The organism is Cupriavidus sp. OV096 (assembly GCF_900115455.1).
GTDB lineage: Bacteria > Pseudomonadota > Gammaproteobacteria > Burkholderiales > Burkholderiaceae > Cupriavidus.
Map to the genome: position 1 here is coordinate 107,789 of NZ_FOWM01000007.1, position 15,620 is coordinate 123,408.

11 protein-coding genes are annotated in these 15,620 nt (G+C 70.4%); 2 read left to right on the plus strand and 9 right to left on the minus strand.

The genetic code is table 11. The annotated features are described in order from the left end of the window. The first annotated feature begins 70 nt into the window (after window positions 1-70). Window positions 71-1,150 (plus strand): glycosyltransferase, encoded by a 1,080-nt coding sequence (locus tag BM115_RS17255; protein WP_092296484.1) that lies wholly within the window; start codon window positions 71-73, stop codon window positions 1,148-1,150. Window positions 1,151-1,318: 168 nt separating this feature from the next. On the opposite strand, the gene BM115_RS17260 is transcribed toward BM115_RS17255, so the two are convergent. The 9 genes from BM115_RS17260 to BM115_RS17300 all read right to left on the minus strand — a co-directional run bounded on the left by BM115_RS17260 (window position 1,319) and on the right by BM115_RS17300 (window position 13,275). After that, entirely contained in the window at window positions 1,319-2,290 is a 972-nt protein-coding gene (locus BM115_RS17260; protein ID WP_092296487.1) for a DUF58 domain-containing protein, read from the minus strand. 13 nt (window positions 2,291-2,303) lie between these two features. Next, window positions 2,304-3,281, minus strand: a complete 978-nt coding sequence (locus BM115_RS17265; RefSeq protein ID WP_092296490.1) for an AAA family ATPase — start codon at window positions 3,279-3,281, stop codon at window positions 2,304-2,306. Beyond that, complete coding sequence (locus BM115_RS17270) at window positions 3,278-5,809, minus strand: fused MFS/spermidine synthase (protein ID WP_092296838.1); 2,532 nt, start codon at window positions 5,807-5,809, stop codon at window positions 3,278-3,280. Before BM115_RS17270 ends, BM115_RS17265 begins: the two co-directional genes overlap by 4 nt. A gap of 29 nt (window positions 5,810-5,838) precedes the next feature. After that, complete coding sequence (locus BM115_RS17275; protein WP_092296493.1) at window positions 5,839-7,674, minus strand: arylsulfatase; 1,836 nt, start codon at window positions 7,672-7,674, stop codon at window positions 5,839-5,841. Continuing rightward, complete coding sequence (locus BM115_RS17280) at window positions 7,671-8,849, minus strand: formylglycine-generating enzyme family protein (protein ID WP_255370886.1); 1,179 nt, start codon at window positions 8,847-8,849, stop codon at window positions 7,671-7,673. Before BM115_RS17280 ends, BM115_RS17275 begins: the two co-directional genes overlap by 4 nt. A 208-nt stretch (window positions 8,850-9,057) precedes the next feature. After that, window positions 9,058-10,149 carry a BatD family protein gene (locus tag BM115_RS17285; RefSeq protein ID WP_255370878.1) on the minus strand — a complete coding sequence of 364 codons (1,092 nt, stop codon included), beginning with the start codon at window positions 10,147-10,149 and terminating at the stop codon, window positions 9,058-9,060. Then, entirely contained in the window at window positions 10,146-11,738 is a 1,593-nt protein-coding gene (locus BM115_RS17290; RefSeq protein WP_092296502.1) for a vWA domain-containing protein, read from the minus strand. The genes BM115_RS17285 and BM115_RS17290 overlap by 4 nt, the downstream gene beginning before the upstream one ends. Continuing rightward, window positions 11,735-12,748: a vWA domain-containing protein gene (locus BM115_RS17295; protein WP_092296504.1), complete on the minus strand. Its 1,014-nt coding sequence runs from the start codon at window positions 12,746-12,748 to the stop codon at window positions 11,735-11,737. Before BM115_RS17295 ends, BM115_RS17290 begins: the two co-directional genes overlap by 4 nt. After that, window positions 12,745-13,275 carry a DUF4381 domain-containing protein gene (locus BM115_RS17300; protein WP_092296507.1) on the minus strand — a complete coding sequence of 177 codons (531 nt, stop codon included), beginning with the start codon at window positions 13,273-13,275 and terminating at the stop codon, window positions 12,745-12,747. Before BM115_RS17300 ends, BM115_RS17295 begins: the two co-directional genes overlap by 4 nt. A gap of 214 nt (window positions 13,276-13,489) precedes the next feature. Between BM115_RS17300 and BM115_RS17305 the strand changes: the two genes are divergently transcribed. Then, window positions 13,490-15,607 (plus strand): TonB-dependent siderophore receptor, encoded by a 2,118-nt coding sequence (locus BM115_RS17305; RefSeq protein ID WP_092296510.1) that lies wholly within the window; start codon window positions 13,490-13,492, stop codon window positions 15,605-15,607. The last annotated feature ends 13 nt before the right edge of the window (window positions 15,608-15,620 follow it).

Sequence of the window (15,620 nt, forward strand, 5' to 3'; positions counted from 1 at the left end):
CTCCGGCCACGGCAGCCCACACCGCCGTGGCCGCAAGATGCGCCACCCAACCCACCCCACCCCAAGCTCCATGCCACGCATCTGCCTGAACATGATCGTCAAGAACGAGGCGCCGGTCATCGCGCGCTGCCTCGCGTCCGTGCGCCCATGGATCGATAGCTGGCTGATCGTCGATACCGGCTCTACCGATGGCACGCAGCAGCGCATTGCCGCGTGCATGGCGGGCCTGCCGGGCGCGGTGCACGAGCGGCCCTGGCGCGACTTCGCCCACAACCGCAACGAGGCGCTCACACTGGCCCGGGCACAGTGCCAGCCGGACGACTACATCCTGTTCATCGATGCCGACGAAATGCTGGGCGTGCCGGACGGCTTCCGCTGGCCGGCGCTCGGCACGGATGGCTACCGGCTGCGCTGCGAACTGAGCGGCTGGCAGTACCAGCGCAACGCGCTGGTGCGGGCGGGGGTGCCGTGGCGCTGGGAAGGGGTGATCCACGAATACCTGACCTGCGATACCCCGGCGGTCTGGGACGACCTGCAGGGCCCATCCATCGTGGTCTCGCGCGACGGCGCGCGGGCCCGCGACCCGAACACCTATCTGCGCGATATCGAGGTGCTGGAGCGCGCCGTGGCCGACGCCCCGGACAACACGCGCTACCGTTTCTACCTCGCCCAAAGCTGCCGGGACGCTGGCCGGCCGGCGGACGCCCTGCGCCACTACCGCGCGCGGGCCGCCATGGGGGGATGGGACGAGGAGCAGTGGTTCGCCACCTACCAGTGCGCGGCGATGCTCGCGCTGGACGGCGCGCCGGCCGAGACGGTGACCGCGGCCTACCTGGCCGCCTATCAGGCCCGCCCCACCCGCGCCGAGCCGCTGTGCGACCTGGCCCGCTGGCACCGCCAGCGCGGGGAATACGCGCTCGGGCACCTCTACGCCCAGCAGGCGGCGGCGATGCCGCTCCCCGCCGACGCGCTGTTCGTCGATACCTCGGTCTACCGCTGGCGTGCGCTGGACGAGCTGACGGTCTGCGCCTACTACATCGGCGCCCAGGAACAAGGCCGCGCCGCGCTGATCCGGCTGCTCGCCGAAGGGGCGTTCCCCGAGTCTGAGCGCGCCCGAATCGAGGCGAATCGGCCGTATTACGGGATGTAGAGTCTCTCCCCTCTCCCTCTGGGAGAGGGGCGGGGGAGAGGGTAGGCGGCTCAACGTGCGCCATCGCATCGAGACACCCCGGCCCTCTCCCCCAACCCCTCTCCCGCAAGCGGGCGAGGGGAGCAAACCGGCAGGGCTTGATATGCCTGGGTTCTTCCCCGCTCTCCCCTACCCCAACAGCCGCCGCAGCTGCACCGCCACGTCCTCGGCGGCAGAAACCGGCAGCAGCGGCACGCCGATGCCGTGGTGCCAGTCGAACAGCGCCTGGCTGTGCTGGCTGGCGAAGCTGCCGATCTGGTCGCGCAGCGTGGCGCGGCCGAAGCCCAGTTCCACCTGCAGCTCGCCGTCGCTGACCACGAGGTGGCCGGAATCGGGCAACTCCAGCAGGAAGGGGTCGTAGACCAGCACCGACAGCACGTCATTACGGCTGCGCAGCGCCAGCATCAGCCGGCGCGTGCGGTCGTCGGCGCCGTCGAAGTCGCTGATGACGATGACGAGATGGTCGTGGCCCGCCAGCCGCACCGCGCGCTCCAGCGCTGCGTTGAACTGGTCGGCGCCGCGCCGGGCGGTTGCCTCGGCATGCAGGCGGCGGTTATGGGCGACGAGATCGCCCAGCAGGTGCAGCACGGCATCCCGGCTGCGGCGCGGCGCGCTGGCGGTCAGGTCGGTATCGCCGAACAGGATGCCGCCGACGCGATCACCATCGGCCACGATGCGCCACGCGGCCAGTGCGGCCACTTCTGCCGCCACGACCGATTTCATCGCGCGCCGGCTGCCGAAGAACATGTTCATGCGCTGGTCCACCACCAGCAGCACCGGGCGCTCCTTCTCCTCGGCATAGACGCGCACGTGCGGCTTGCCGGTGCGCGCCGTCACGCGCCAGTCCATGGTCCGCACATCGTCGCCGGGCAGGTAGCCGCGCACCTCCTCGAAGGCCAGCCCGCGCCCGCGCACCCGTGAGCCGTGCCGGCCGGACAGCAGGCTGTGCACCGGCTGGCGCGTGCGGAAGTGGAAGTCGCGGGCCGTGGCCTCCAGGGCGGCCAGCGCGTTCATGTCGACGTTGACGCCCGGCGTGGCGGTCGAGGGGGCCGCGCCGGCACCGGTGGCGGCTCGGTCGCGGGCGGCGAAGTCGCGCGGCATGGTGGGGTGGCTGTCAGGCCACGGCCACGCGTTGCAGCAGGCGGTCGATCACCGCATCGGCGCTGACGGACGCGGCGTGGGCCTCGTAGGACAGGATCAGCCGATGGCGGAACACGTCGTGCACCACGGCCTGCACATCGTCCGGGGTCACGTGATCGCGCCCGCGCAGCCAGGCGATGGCGCGCGCCACCTTGTCCAGCCCGATCGACCCGCGCGGGCTCACGCCCACCTGAATCCAGCGCTTGAGGTCATCGTCGAACTGGCCCGGGTCACGCGTGGCCTGCACCAGCGCGACGATATAGCGCTCCACCGGCTCACTGACGGCAATGCCGTGGATGGCCGCCCGCGCCGCGAACACGGACTCGGGCGAGAGCTTGTCCGCCGGGGCGCCACCAGCGGCCTGCGGCGGCGGCGCTTCCTCGCTGCGCGCCAGCCGGATGATCTCGGCCTCCGCGCTGGCCTCGGGGTAGCCCACGTTCACATGCATCAGGAAGCGGTCCATCTGCGCCTCGGGCAGCGGATAAGTGCCCTCCTGCTCGATCGGGTTCTGCGTCGCCATGACCAGGAACAGCGGCTCGAGCTTGTGTGTCTGGCCCCCCACGGTCACCTGCCGCTCCTCCATGGCTTCGAGCAGCGCGGCCTGCACCTTGGCGGGCGAGCGGTTGACCTCGTCGGCGAGGATCAGGTTGGCGAAGATCGGCCCGGCCTGGAAGCGGAAGTCGCCCCGGCCGGCGTCCGTCACATAGATATCGGAGCCGGTGATGTCGGCCGGCAGCAGGTCGGGCGTGAACTGGATGCGCGAGAGCCGCGCGTCCAGATGGCGCGCCAGGCTCTTGATCGCCCGGGTCTTGGCCAGCCCCGGCAGGCCCTCCACCAGCAGGTGGCCATCCGCCAGCAGGCCGAGCAGCAGCCGTTCGATCATGCGCGCCTGCCCGACGATGGACTCGCCCATGCGGGCCTGCAGCGTGAGGATGTCGTCGCGGGCACTCATCGGCCGCCTCCGGTGAACCAGCGGTAGTAGGGATTGTCGGGGTCGGCCTGGATCGCCTCGGTGATGTGGTGGCTCCAGGCTTGCCGGTTGCCCTCGTAGGCGTCCAGGCCGGCGGCGTAGAAGGTCTGGAGGTTGTCGCGCTCCCGGCGGATCGCCTGTTGCAGGGCATCGTCGCCGCCGGTGAGCGGCGGGTCCGATTGCAGCGCCAGCAGCTCGCGCAGCACTGGCACGAACGCCTTCTGGCGCACCCAGCCGGTGTACTCGATGCGCGGGCGGTCGTCGGTCACGGCGGGGGCATCGCCGGCAAACCAGTCGAGGCCATCGCGGTCCGTAATGTAGGTGGCCAGCAGTGCCGCCGGCGAGGCCACGCCGACGGCGCGCAGCGCGCTGGCGACTTCGGGCTGCTGGAAGCGGGCGGCGATCGTCGGCGCATCGAGCTTCAGCGGTTCGGCCGAGCCCACCAGCAGCATCTCGTGGAGTTCGGTAGTCCAGAGCGAGGCATGCGGGAAGACGTCGAGGAAGCTGCGCACCAGCGAGCGGGTGTCGTCGCGGTTCTGGGTCGGCAGCGGCAGCCACTGGGCGACGATGCCGCCCGGTTGCAGGCGGCTGGCGGCCAACTGGTAGAACTCGCGCGAATAGAGGTTGACCACGCCGCTCGCGGACGGCGGCGGCGGCTCCAGCGTGACGAGGTCGTAGCGCTGCGTGCCCTGCAGCAGTTCGCGGCGGCCGTCGCGCAGGCGGATGTCGATGCGCTTGTCGTGGCTGGCGTCGAAATTGCCCCGGAAGTTCGGCGCGGCGCGCACCACGGCTGGCAGCAGCTCCGCCACCACGCGGTGTTCGAGGCCCGGGTACTGGAGCAGCGCGCCGGCGGTAATGCCGGTGCCGAGCCCGATCACCAGCGCCGAGCGCGGCGTGCCGTTGTGGACGATCAGCGGCAACAGCGCCTGCAGGCGCATATAGCGCAGCGACGTCATGGTATCGCCCGAGTTCGACACCCCTTGGATATAGAGCCGCCGGAAGCTCTGCGTGCCCTTGGATTGCTCCACCACAGCCACCGTGGCGCCCCGGCTTTCCTCGTAGAACACCAGTTCGCCGCCACGCGCCTGCGCCAGCAGGCGAGCCAGCCGGTCTGCCGGCGTGGCCACGGCCACCATCAGCGTGATCACGGCCAGCAGCGGAATCGCCACCCGGGCGCGACGCGTGACGCCATCGCCAAAGGCCATCGCCAGCACGGCTACCAGCGCGCTGGCGGCAGCGAGCACGCCCAGCGTATGCACCACGCCAATCCACGGCACCAGCACCACGCCCGCCAGCACCGATCCGGCGATGCCGCCCAGCGTGTTGAGCGCCAGCACGGCGCCCAGCCCGGCCCCGACCCGTGCCGGATCGACCGAGAGCCGCACCGCGTACGGAAACGCCGCGCCCAGCAACACGGTGGGCACGAAGACGATGCACAGCGCCGCCACGGCAAAGCGCGCGCTGGAGGCGACGAGCAGGTTGCCCGTGCCCTCCAGCACCCGCGCGTAGGCGGCGGATTGCAGGGCCGGCAGCCATTCCCCGAGCCACGCGAATTCGACCAGCGCCACCAGCCCCGCCCCGACCACCAGCAGCGCGAAGGCACTCCACGGGTCACGCGAACGGTCCACGCGGCGCGCCACCAGCGCGCTGCCGAGCACCAGCCCGGCCAGATAAGTCGCCAGCACCACCGCGAAGGCAAACGCCCGCGTACTCAGGAATTGGACGATGGCCTGCGACCAGACCACTTCATAGCCCAGCGCGATGCCGCCCGCCACGGCGTAGAGCCCCAGCGCCAGCCGCCGCTGCGCGGTGCCCGTGGCAGGCGCGATGGATGGCGAAGGAGAGGCAACAGCGACGGCCTGCACCCGCCGGCTCTGCCAGAGCGCCCCGGCACCAGCCAGCAGGTTCAGCCCTGCCGCCGCGCAGGCGCTGCCGAACACACCGAGCAGCGGAATGGCGACGAACGCCGCCAGCAGCGTGCCGGCAATCGCCCCGGCGGTATTGGCGGCATACAGCCGCCCGCCATGGGCGCCAAGTTCTCCGGAAGGACGGATCGCGCGCAGCAGCACGGGCATGGTGCCGCCCATGGCTACCGCCGGCAGGGCCACCAGCAGCACGGGCAAGGCCCACGCCACGATGCCGGCGCGGGTTTCCAGCCACGCGAACGGCGCCGCCGCGTGGGCCAGCGCCAGGGTAGCGCCCAGCGCCAGCACGGCAATCGCGCATTCCAGCCACAGGTAGAGCCGCCAGGGCGAAGCGGCGCGGTCGGCCCATCGGCCAATGGTCCAGCCGCCCAGCGCCAGCCCGGCGAAGAACGCGCTGACGCCAACGGTGACGGCGTGCACATCCACGCCGAGCACCAGCGAAAGCTGCTTGACCCACAGGACCTGATAGACCAGCCCGGCTGCGCCGGACAGGACCAGCAGCGCGGCGGGCACCCGCCAGGCCGTGCCGGCCCGCACCGCCGCCTGGGCGGCGGTGCGCGTGCCACGACTCTGGCGCGCGCCCATGGCGGGTTCCAGCTTCCGGTCCGCCGCCGTCACTTCTTCTGCGGTTGGACGGACTGTGCCTTGGCCATCTGCTCGGCCACCTTGCGTTTCACGCTTGCCTCGGCCTGGTCAATCGTGAAGCTGGCCGGCAACTGGCTGGGCGGATAGTCGACAAAGGTCTGCAGGAACTGGATGGCGCGCCGGTTACCCTCGATGAACAGGTACGGGTTCTCGGTTTCGAGCTGGTGGTAAAGATTGGTCGGCCCGGTGTCCGCGCGCTCGTAGGGGTCCATGCGCAGGTTGAAGTATTTCGGCGCGCGCAGGCAGGTGAACGGCTCCTTCCAGACCTCGAAACCGCCCCGCGCCCGCTGCTCGCAGAACACCACCTTCCACGCGGTGGGCTGGGTGGCGCCCTGCGTGAGCACGTCATAGCGCATGGCCACGAGTTCGGCATCGTCGTTGAAGTAGAAGAACTCGTTGCGCGCACTCTTCTCGGTCTGGCCGGTCAGCATCGGCAACTGGTTGTAGCCGTCCAGGTGCACCTTGGCGCTCTTGCCGCCCAGCGTGGTGCCCTTGACCAGGCGATCCTTCACATCACCATCACCGGCGGCGGCCAGCAGCGTGGGGAACCAGTCGAGCCCGGACATCAGCCCGTTGGAAACCGTGCCCGGCTGGATCTTCCCCGGCCAGCGGATCATCGCCGGGACCCGGTAGGCGCCTTCCCAGTTCGAATCCTTCTCGCTGCGGAACGGCGTATTGGCGGCGTCCGGCCAGGTGAAGAAGTTCGGCCCGTTGTCCGTGGTGTAGACCACGATGGTGTTGTTGGTGATGCCGGCGTCATCGATCGACTTGAGCAGCTTGCCCACGTTCTGATCCATCTCCCACATGCCGTCCGCGTACTCGTGGCCGCCGCCCAGCCCGGCCTTGCCGCGGTACTCGGGGCGCACGTGCGTGAACAGGTGCATGCGCGTGAAGTTCATCCACAGGAAGAACGGCTTGTCCCCCTGCGCCTGCTTCTGGATGTACTGGATCGCCGCGCCGGTGGTTTCGTCGTCGATGGTCTCCATGCGCTTGCGGTTCAGCGGCCCGGTGTCCTCAATCTTGCCGTCCGCGGTGCTGTGGATCACGCCGCGCGGGTTGTAGTACTTGAGGAAGTCGGGGTTGTCCTTGGGCCAGTACGGGCGCTCGGGTTCCTCCTCGGCGTTCAGGTGGTACAGGTTGCCAAAGAACTCGTCGAAGCCGTGCTTGGTGGGCAGGAAGCGGTCCTGGTCGCCCAGGTGGTTCTTGCCGAACTGCGCGGTGTTGTACCCCAGCGGCTTGAGGGCCTGGGCGATGGTGATGTCGCGGTCCTGCAGGCCCACCGGCGCGCCGGGCAGGCCCACCTTGGAGAGCCCGGTGCGGAACACGGTCTGTCCGGTGATGAAGGTGGAGCGGCCCGCCGTGCAGCTGTTCTCGGCGTAGTAGTCGGTCAGCATCATCCCTTCCTTGGCGATGCGGTCGATGTTCGGCGTCTTGTAGCCGACCACGCCGTGGCTGAACGCGCTGACGTTGCCGAGGCCAACATCGTCGCCAAAGATCACGACGATGTTGGGCTTGCCGCTGCGTGCGCCAGCCGGGGCGGCGGCCACCGGCGAGGCGCCCTGCGCCGGGGCGGTGGCCGGGACGGGGGTGGTGGGGGCTGGTGTCGTCGATGTCACGGGCGGCGGCGCTGCCGGGGCCGGGGCCGGGGCCTGAGCAGCCGGGGCGGCCGGGGCCTGCGTCTCGGCAGGCTTGTTCTCATCGGCCCGCTTACAGCCCGCTATCGCGAGCGCCGCGACGACGGCCGTGGCCGCGAGTTGCCAGCGGCGCGCCGTAGCCCGCTGCGAGGGAAGTCCTTTCGCGTTCATCGATTGACTCCGGTTGAGGAAAGTTGGGCGGACAGGGGCATCGCGCTGTCCTGGGGCGGGGGCTGCATCGCCGTGGCGGGCTGCTTGCGCAGGGCTGTCCATCGGCTGTCATCCATCACGAGCCGGAAGCCGAGGTGCGACATGCTGGTGTACGGGTCCGTGCCGCGCCGCGCGCTGGGGCGGTAGCTCAGGCAGAAGTCCTCGTTGCAGAGGAAGGAGCCGCCGCGCGTGACGCGCCGGGGCGCCTTCACGGGCACGCCGGGTTCGCTCGGGTCCCAGGAGTCACGGGGGCCGGCCGGGTTGAGCACCACGGTCTTCATCTCGGCGGCCTCGCGGCGGAACTGGTCGGCGCGATACCAGTCGGCCACCCACTGCCACGCATTGCCGGTCATGTCATAGAGCCCGTACCCGTTGGCCGGGAAGGTGCGCACGGGGCTGGTGCCCGCCGCGCCGCCGGCCTTGGCGCTGACCACCGGGAACGGCTGCACCTGCTGGCCCTGCCAGACGTTGGCCATCTGGCGGCCATCCGGCGCGAACTGGTCGCCCCAGGCGTAGGTGGCCTGCTCCAGCCCGCCGCGCGCCGCGAATTCCCATTCGGCCTCGGTCGGCAGGCGCTTGCCGGCCCATTTGGCGTAGGCCTCGGCGTCCTCATAGGACACCTGCACCACGGGATGATCGTCCTTGCCCTCGATGCTGCTGCCGGGGCCGGTGGGATGGCGCCAGTCCGCACCGGGCACGAAGCGCCACCAGCGCCAGTTCTCGCGCAGCGGCACCGGGCCGTTGGTGGCGACGAAGACCATCGCGCCGGCCACCATCGCGCTATCGGGCGGACGCGGCGTGCCGGGCGGAAGCTGGACCTTCATGGTCTCCCAGTCAGGCGCGCGCTCGGCCGTGGTCAGGTAGCCCGTGGCGGTGACGAACTTGCGGAATTCGGCATTGGTGACGTGATGCTGGTCCATCCAGAAGCCCGGCACGCGCACCTTGTGGGCCGGACGTTCATTGGGCTGGGCCATCTTGTGGTCGCTGCCCATCAGGAACTCGCCGCCGGGCACATGGACCATGCCGAGCGGCCCGCTGATGCCATCGCCCGACTTGACGGCCGATGCACCCGCACCCGCGCCTGGACCGCTGCGCGAGGCATACCAGTACGAGCCACCCGCGCCAGCCAGCGCCATCGCGCCCGCCAGGGCCACCAGCCAGAGTCGGCCGCGCCATGTGGATTCGTGGGCCACCTTCGCACCCAACTTAGCTTTCCCTCGCTGCCCCTGTGACATGCCACCCCTCGTCCAGTGCACTTCAGTGAACACTGAGGAGTTTGCAGGCTCCATGCAGCGAAAGGAATGCAAACTTTTTTTGTGCGATCTGAATGATTTCGGAAAAGAACTAGTCCTGGCCGGGACCTTGGCCGGGATTCAGCGGCGGCAGGCCGGAGCGGTGCCAGAGGTTGCTGCACGTCTCCGTGGTGCGATGCCAGCGGGCGCGCCATGCGGCACTGACGGCACCGTGCCCCCTACGCCATCGCCAGATCCCGTAGCCCAGCACCAGCACCGCGAGGACGATGGCGCCGGTCATGCGCCAGTCGACCTCGTCGAGCCAGGCCGGCGGGCGCCATGCCAGCCCGCCCGACGGCGACAGCCCCAGCCCGGGTGCCGCGCGCGCCACGTTCACGGTCACCGCCGGGGCCGTCGAGGCCGCGCGCCTTCCCGTGGCGGCGTCGTACCAGCTCACTGGCACCGCCGGCAAGGTGTGGCGGCCGCTGTCCTCGAACACATAGGTAATGGTTTCGATGCGGCGCCCACCGGAGGCGTCGTCCTGCAGGACCGGATCGGCACGGAACTGGCGCACGCCGCGCGGCGGCTGAAGGGCGGGCGGGGCCGGCGGGGCGATCATCATCGCTGGGGTGCCCGGCGCGACGATGGTGATGGTGCGCACCAGTGCGTCGCCGGCGCGCAGCTTGCTGTTCTCGTCGATGGGCTTGTCGAACTGCTGGGTCACCTGGAGCGCGCCAGCCGGAAGCGTCGCCGTGCCCTGCCCGCTCTTTCCCGCCTGCCCGCTGGCGTGGATCGTCGTCGGCGGCAGCGTGACGGTAGCCGTCTGCGGTTTGCCATCGCTCCCGGCGTGGGTGAAGCGGAACTCGATGGGCGGCAACGCGAAGTCCCCGGCGCCCTGCGGCGTGACCACGTAGGTCTTGCGGATGCCCGCGAAGCTGGCGCCGTCGATGGTCTCGGTGGAGTTGATGCCACGGTCGTCGGGCATGGTCACCACCGCGCCCGGGATCTGCAGCACCGGGAAGGCCGGCGCGGACAGGAAGAAATTCGGCGCAAGCACGGTGACTTCCACCTGCACCGACTGGCCCGCCACCACCGGCTGCGGCCCGACCACCTTCACGTGCACAGCGGGCCCGGCCGCGTGGGCGAACGTAGCGGCACACAGCAGGACCACGCCCACGGCGTGACGCATCCGGCACCCGCTCATGGCTTGCCCTCCTGCAGCGCGAACTTGCGCGCCAGCAGCTCCGTGGGCGAGGTCTGGATCGCCCGCATCCACATCTCGGCGTTCTGCTGCACGCGGCCCATCTGCTGGGTCTGGTCGCTGGGCGGCGGTGGGGGCTTGCTCGGGTCGTCGACGATTTTGTCTGGCGGGATGTCGGGCGACTCCTCGTCGCTCTGCGGGGGCGGCTTGCGCGCCAGCATCTGCGTCATCAGCGCGAGGTTTTTCTGCGCCGGCTGCCAGCCGGGACGCTGTTGCAGCACCAGCCGATAGCGCGCCGAGGCTTCCTTATATTTTTCCTGCCGCGCCAGCGCGTTGCCGAGGTTGAACTGGCCATCCGTCGTGTTGACCTGCCCGAAGGCGCGCGCGGCCTCCGCGTACTGGCCGTTGCGGTAGTAGGCCACGCCGCGCCACATCGGATCGGTGAAGCGCTGCGCGGCGATAGCGTAATCGCCACGTTCGAACGCGCGCCGGCCTTGCTGGTCGGGGGTGAGCCAGAGGTCGGCCCAGGTCCATGATTTCTCTTCGGCCTGGGCTGGAGCCTGAGCCTGTGCAGGCGCAGGCGGCGCGCCAAGCGCCATCGCCACGGCCAGCCCGGCGACCCATCGCACGGACCAGCCCTTCCGGAACCACAGCACGGCCAGCAGCGCGATGGGGATGGTCAGGGGCCAGCCGGCGTCGCGCCAGCGCTGCGTGTCACTGGCGTGGGTCTGCTCCACATGCGATTGCACGTGGCGCTGCACCCAGGCCACATCGGCGTCGCTGTCCGTGGTCAGCGTGGCCACCGGGATACCGCTGTCCCGCAGCGCGTGCAGGCCATCGGCATCGAGCCCGGGCGCGGCGCCGTCGCCCGCGCGCAGCGGCCCGCCCTCCGCCGTGCCGATGGCGAGCACCACCACCTGCGTGCGCCGGCTGCCGTGCTGCGCCTGTATCGCCTTGGCGGCGCCGCCTTCCACGCCATCGGTCAGCAACAGGATCGTGCCGGGCACCGGCTCCTTGGCCAGCGCCGTGTCGACGGTGCGCACGGCCAGCGCGGTGTCCTTGCCGGGCACCGGCATGATGCGGGTCTGGAGCGCATCAACGAAGGTCTGGAGCAGGTCCGCATCGTCCGTCAGCGGCAGGACCATATGCGTGGAGCCGGCGTAGGCGTACAGCGCCGTGCGGCCGCCGTCGCGGTGCGCCAGCAGCGCCTTGACCTTGAGCTTGGCGCGCTCCAGACGGGTGGGGCTGACGTCGATGGCGTCCATGGTCGTGCCGAGGTCGATGGCGATGGCCAGCGGCGCCTTGTCAGCCAGGAACGGCGGGCGCTCGCGCTCCCAGGTGGGGCCGGCCAGCGCGATGGCGCCCAGCGCCAGCAGCGCGGCAATCCCATGCACCGGGCGCACTGCGCGGCGGCGCTTCTCGCCCACCACGAGGGCATCGAGCAGATGCGGGGCGATGGTGCCGCGCCAGCGCCGGCGCACATCCCCCTGCCGCCCCACCGCCCACGGCAGCCACACGGCGGCCAGCAACAGCAGCAGCCACCACGGGCGCAGGAAGTGGAACTGGGCGAGCGATTCGAACAGCGCGCTCATGCGGCAGGCTCCCGGGAGGCGCGTGGGGCGGCGCGGAAGGTCCAGCGCGCGTAGGCGGCCATCGCCAGCTGGTAGCCCAGCACGATCAACACGGCCACGCCGAGCGGCCACATGAACAACTCACGGCGCGGGCGCCAGCTCAGCGTCTTTTCCTGATGCGGGGTGACGCGGTCCAGCGTGGCGTAGATCGCCGCCAGCGCGTTCTGGTCGGCGCCGAAGAAATAGCGCCCGCCCGTGCTACCGGCGATGCGCTTGAGCATATCCAGATCGACCTTGGCCTCGCCCGTGGCCGCCGGGTCGCCGATGCCGATCGTATGCACCACCACCCCGCGCGTGCGCGCAATCTCGGCGGCCTGCGCCGGCGGCATGCGGCTGGCGGTGTCGTTGCCATCGGTCAGCACGATCATCACCTTCTCCGCGGCGTGGCTGTTGTCGAACAGCTTGATGCCGAGGCCGATGGCATCGCCCAGCGCCGTGCTGGCGCCGGCCATGCCGGGCACCATGTCCGCGATCAGCGTGCGCACCAGCGCGTGGTCCAGCGTGAAGGGGGCGAGCGGGTACGGGGCGTCGCCGAAGACGATGAGGCCGATGCGGTCGCCGGGGCGGTGGGCGACGAAATCCCCCACCACCTGGCGCACGGCATGCACGCGGGTGTCCAGCGCACCGGCGGTATCGCGGAAGTCGCGGGTGTCCATCGACTGGGAGAGGTCCAGCGCCACCAGCAGGTCGCGCACGGGCTCCTTCTTATATAGAGGGGGCTCCAGGAACTGCGGCCGGGCCAGCGCCGTGACCACCAGCGCCCAGGCAATCGGGGCCAATACGCGCTGGACGAGGTTGCGGCGCGGCACGTGGGCGCCGGTGGCCGGCTTCAGGCCGACCGCATCGGCCACTTCCTCGAAGAACGGCAGTCGCACGGAGGCGCTGCGCTCCCGGTACGGCGGCAGCCGCCACCAGACCAGCAGCGGCAGGGGCAACAGCACGAACAGCCACGGATAGGCGAAGACGATCATTGGCGGTTGGGCGGCGAGTCCCGGCTATCCCGGCTATCCCGGCTATCCCGACGGTAGGCGGCGATCCACCGGCGGCAGGCATCGGCTGTGGCATGGGCCTGTTGCGGCGGCCACGCGGCCAGCACGGTGGCGCCCCGGTACTCGGCGTCATCGACCAGCGCGGCGAGCCCGGGCACCGCGTCGGCGGCCGTGCCCGCGTGGGCGTGGAGGAATTGGTGCCAGCCGGCGCCGGACAAGGGCGCGACGGCCTCGCGCGGCCATTCGGCCAAAGCCACCCGCTTGAGCAGTTCGGCCAGCCCCAGCAGGGCCTGGGCCCGGGTGCGATCGTCGCCAGCCAGTTGGGGCGTCCAGCGCGACAACTCCACCAGCGCCGCGCGTCGATGCCGATTGGCATACCAGCGCCGCCCGGCGCGCCAGCCCAGCCAGGCAAGGCCGGCCAGGAGGATCAACGCCACTACGAGCCAGCCAGTGGTCTGCGGCATCCACGAGGGCGGCGAAGGCGTGACGAGGTCGGCCAGCTCGGGCATGGGGGCGGTTGGGATAAAGATCCGCACAGCCTACGCCGCCGGCCTGCGTGGCCGAAGTCAATCTTTTCGGTCGCCTTTTCAATAGTTTTGTTGCAATCGTTCCGCATGTCGATCTGCGGAAAAAGTGGTGGCGTATCCGTCGCAAATTTCCCTATAATGCAACCCTGTTGCAAAAAGGAAGTTGTCCCTTTTCCCTCGCCGACCATCTTTTCCGATGCGAACTCGTTATTTTTCCGCTCGCCGCCACCGGCTGCGCTACGCCGCGCTTGTCACGACCACCGCCATGGCCGCCACTGCCGCCGAGGCCGACGACGCCCCGCTCCTGCCCGAGGTATCCGTAGTCAGCCAGGCGGACGACGCCTACGCGCCGGCGCTGGCCAGCGGTGCCACGCGGACCGAGACCCCGCTGCGCGAGGTGCCGCAGTCCGTGCGGGTGCTGCCGCGCGCGCTGCTGGACGATATCGGCGCCACGCGGCTGGACCAGACCTTCGACTACGCGAGCGGCGTGGCGCGCCAGAACAGCTTCGGCGGGCTGTGGGACAACTACGCGATCCGCGGCTTCTCCGGCAACGAGAACACCGGCGCGGCCTATCTGGTCAACGGCTTCACGGCAAACCGGGGCTTCACCGCCCCGCGCGATGCCGCCACCATCGAGCGCGTGGAGGTGCTGAAGGGGCCGACCTCGTCGCTCTATGGCAGCGGCGAGCCCGGCGGCAGCCTCAACATCGTCACCAAGCAGCCGCGCTTCCAGCCCGGCCAGACCTACGATCTCGAGGTGGGCAGCCGCGACGGCTACCGCGCCGCCGCCGACCTCACCGGGCCGATTACCGAGACGCTGGCAGGCCGGCTGGTGGCCGTGGCCGACCACCAGGGCAGCACGCGGGACTTCATCGACAGCCAGCGCTATCTGGTGGCGCCGTCCCTGACGTGGATGCTCGGCGCCGACACCATCGTCCAGTACGCGGGCGAATTCCAGCGCTTCACCACGCCGCTGGACCGTGGCGTGGTGGCGGTGCAGGGACGGCTCGGCGCGGTGCCGCGCTCGCGCTTTCTGGGCGAGCCCAATGACGGCGCGATGCGGCTGGACAGCCAGTCGCACCAGTTGAGTGTGGAGCACCAGTTCTCGCCCGACTGGAAGGGCCGGCTGGCCGTGGCCTATCGCGGCGGCAGCCTGGAAGGCTATTCGACCGAGGCGAGCGCGCTGCAGGCGGACAACCGTACGCTGACGCGGCAGCGGCGCTATCGGGACTACCAGTCCGACGATGTGTCGCTGCAGGCCGATGTGACCGGCAAGTTCACCACCGGACCAGTCGGGCACGAGGTGATCGTCGGCATCGACACCTACCGCTTCGCCAATACGCAGGTGCAGCTGCGGCGCAACCCCAGCGCCGCCGCGCCCTACGCCATCGACATCTATCAGCCCGTGTACGGCCAGACGCCGCCCGCGCTGGCCCCCAACACCGACACCTACGAGCGCCAGACCAGCCTCGGCCTCTATGCGCAGGACCAGTTGCGGCTGGGCGAGCGCTGGCGGCTGCTGGCGGGCGTGCGTTTCGATACGTTCAACCAGTCGCTCGACAACCGGCTGCGCGGCACGGAGACGAGCCAGCACCAGACGGCGGTGTCGCCGCGCGTGGGGCTGACCTATCTGGCCAGCCACAACGTGTCGCTGTTCGCCAACGCCAGCCGCTCGTTCCGGCCCAACGCCGGCAGCGACGCCGCAGGCAACGCGTTCTCGCCCGAGCACGGCCGCGCCGTGGAGGCCGGCGTGAAGGTGGACAGCGACGACCGCCGCATCGGCGGCACGCTGGCGGTGTACGAGATCCGCAAGCGCAACGTGCTGACCGCGAACCCGGTCGATCCGTCCTATTCGGTGGCCGCCGGCGAGGCGCGCAGCCGGGGCGTGGAACTGGACGTGGCCGGGCAGCTCGGCAAGCACTGGCGCCTGAGCGGCAACCTGGCCTATACCGACGCCGAGATCACCGAGGACAGCACGCTGCCCGTCGGCACGCCGCTGCTCAACATCCCGCGCACCAGCGGCAGCCTGATGGCGGTCTACGAGGACGCTGCGCCCATCGGCCAGCGCTACGGCGTGGGCGGCGGCGTGCGCTACGTCGGCAAACGGTCAGGCGATGCGCAGAACAGCTTCTCGCTGCCCGCCTACACGCTGGCAGACCTGTTGGCCTACTGGCAGTACAGCAAGACCGTGCGCGTGACGCTGAACGTGGACAACCTGTTCGACAAGACCTGGTACGCCAGTTCCTACAGCAGCGTCTGGGTGCTGCCGGGCGCGGGCCGCACGGTGCGGCTGGGCCTGCGGCTCAGCTACTGACGCCATGGGGAAC

Bases quoted from the DNA above. Each gene is read 5' to 3' on its own strand.
- BM115_RS17280 (WP_255370886.1), bottom strand. From the start codon at position 8,849: ATGGCGCTGGCTGGCGCGGGTGGCTCGTACTGGTATGCCTCGCGCAGC.
- BM115_RS17300 (WP_092296507.1), bottom strand. From the start codon at position 13,275: ATGCCCGAGCTGGCCGACCTCGTCACGCCTTCGCCGCCCTCGTGGATG.
- BM115_RS17305 (WP_092296510.1), top strand. From the start codon at position 13,490: ATGCGAACTCGTTATTTTTCCGCTCGCCGCCACCGGCTGCGCTACGCC.
- BM115_RS17265 (WP_092296490.1), bottom strand. From the start codon at position 3,281: ATGAGTGCCCGCGACGACATCCTCACGCTGCAGGCCCGCATGGGCGAG.
- BM115_RS17260 (WP_092296487.1), bottom strand. From the start codon at position 2,290: ATGCCGCGCGACTTCGCCGCCCGCGACCGAGCCGCCACCGGTGCCGGC.
- BM115_RS17270 (WP_092296838.1), bottom strand. From the start codon at position 5,809: ATGGGCGCGCGCCAGAGTCGTGGCACGCGCACCGCCGCCCAGGCGGCG.
- BM115_RS17285 (WP_255370878.1), bottom strand. From the start codon at position 10,149: ATGAGCGGGTGCCGGATGCGTCACGCCGTGGGCGTGGTCCTGCTGTGT.
- BM115_RS17275 (WP_092296493.1), bottom strand. From the start codon at position 7,674: ATGAACGCGAAAGGACTTCCCTCGCAGCGGGCTACGGCGCGCCGCTGG.
- BM115_RS17290 (WP_092296502.1), bottom strand. From the start codon at position 11,738: ATGAGCGCGCTGTTCGAATCGCTCGCCCAGTTCCACTTCCTGCGCCCG.
- BM115_RS17255 (WP_092296484.1), top strand. From the start codon at position 71: ATGCCACGCATCTGCCTGAACATGATCGTCAAGAACGAGGCGCCGGTC.
- BM115_RS17295 (WP_092296504.1), bottom strand. From the start codon at position 12,748: ATGATCGTCTTCGCCTATCCGTGGCTGTTCGTGCTGTTGCCCCTGCCG.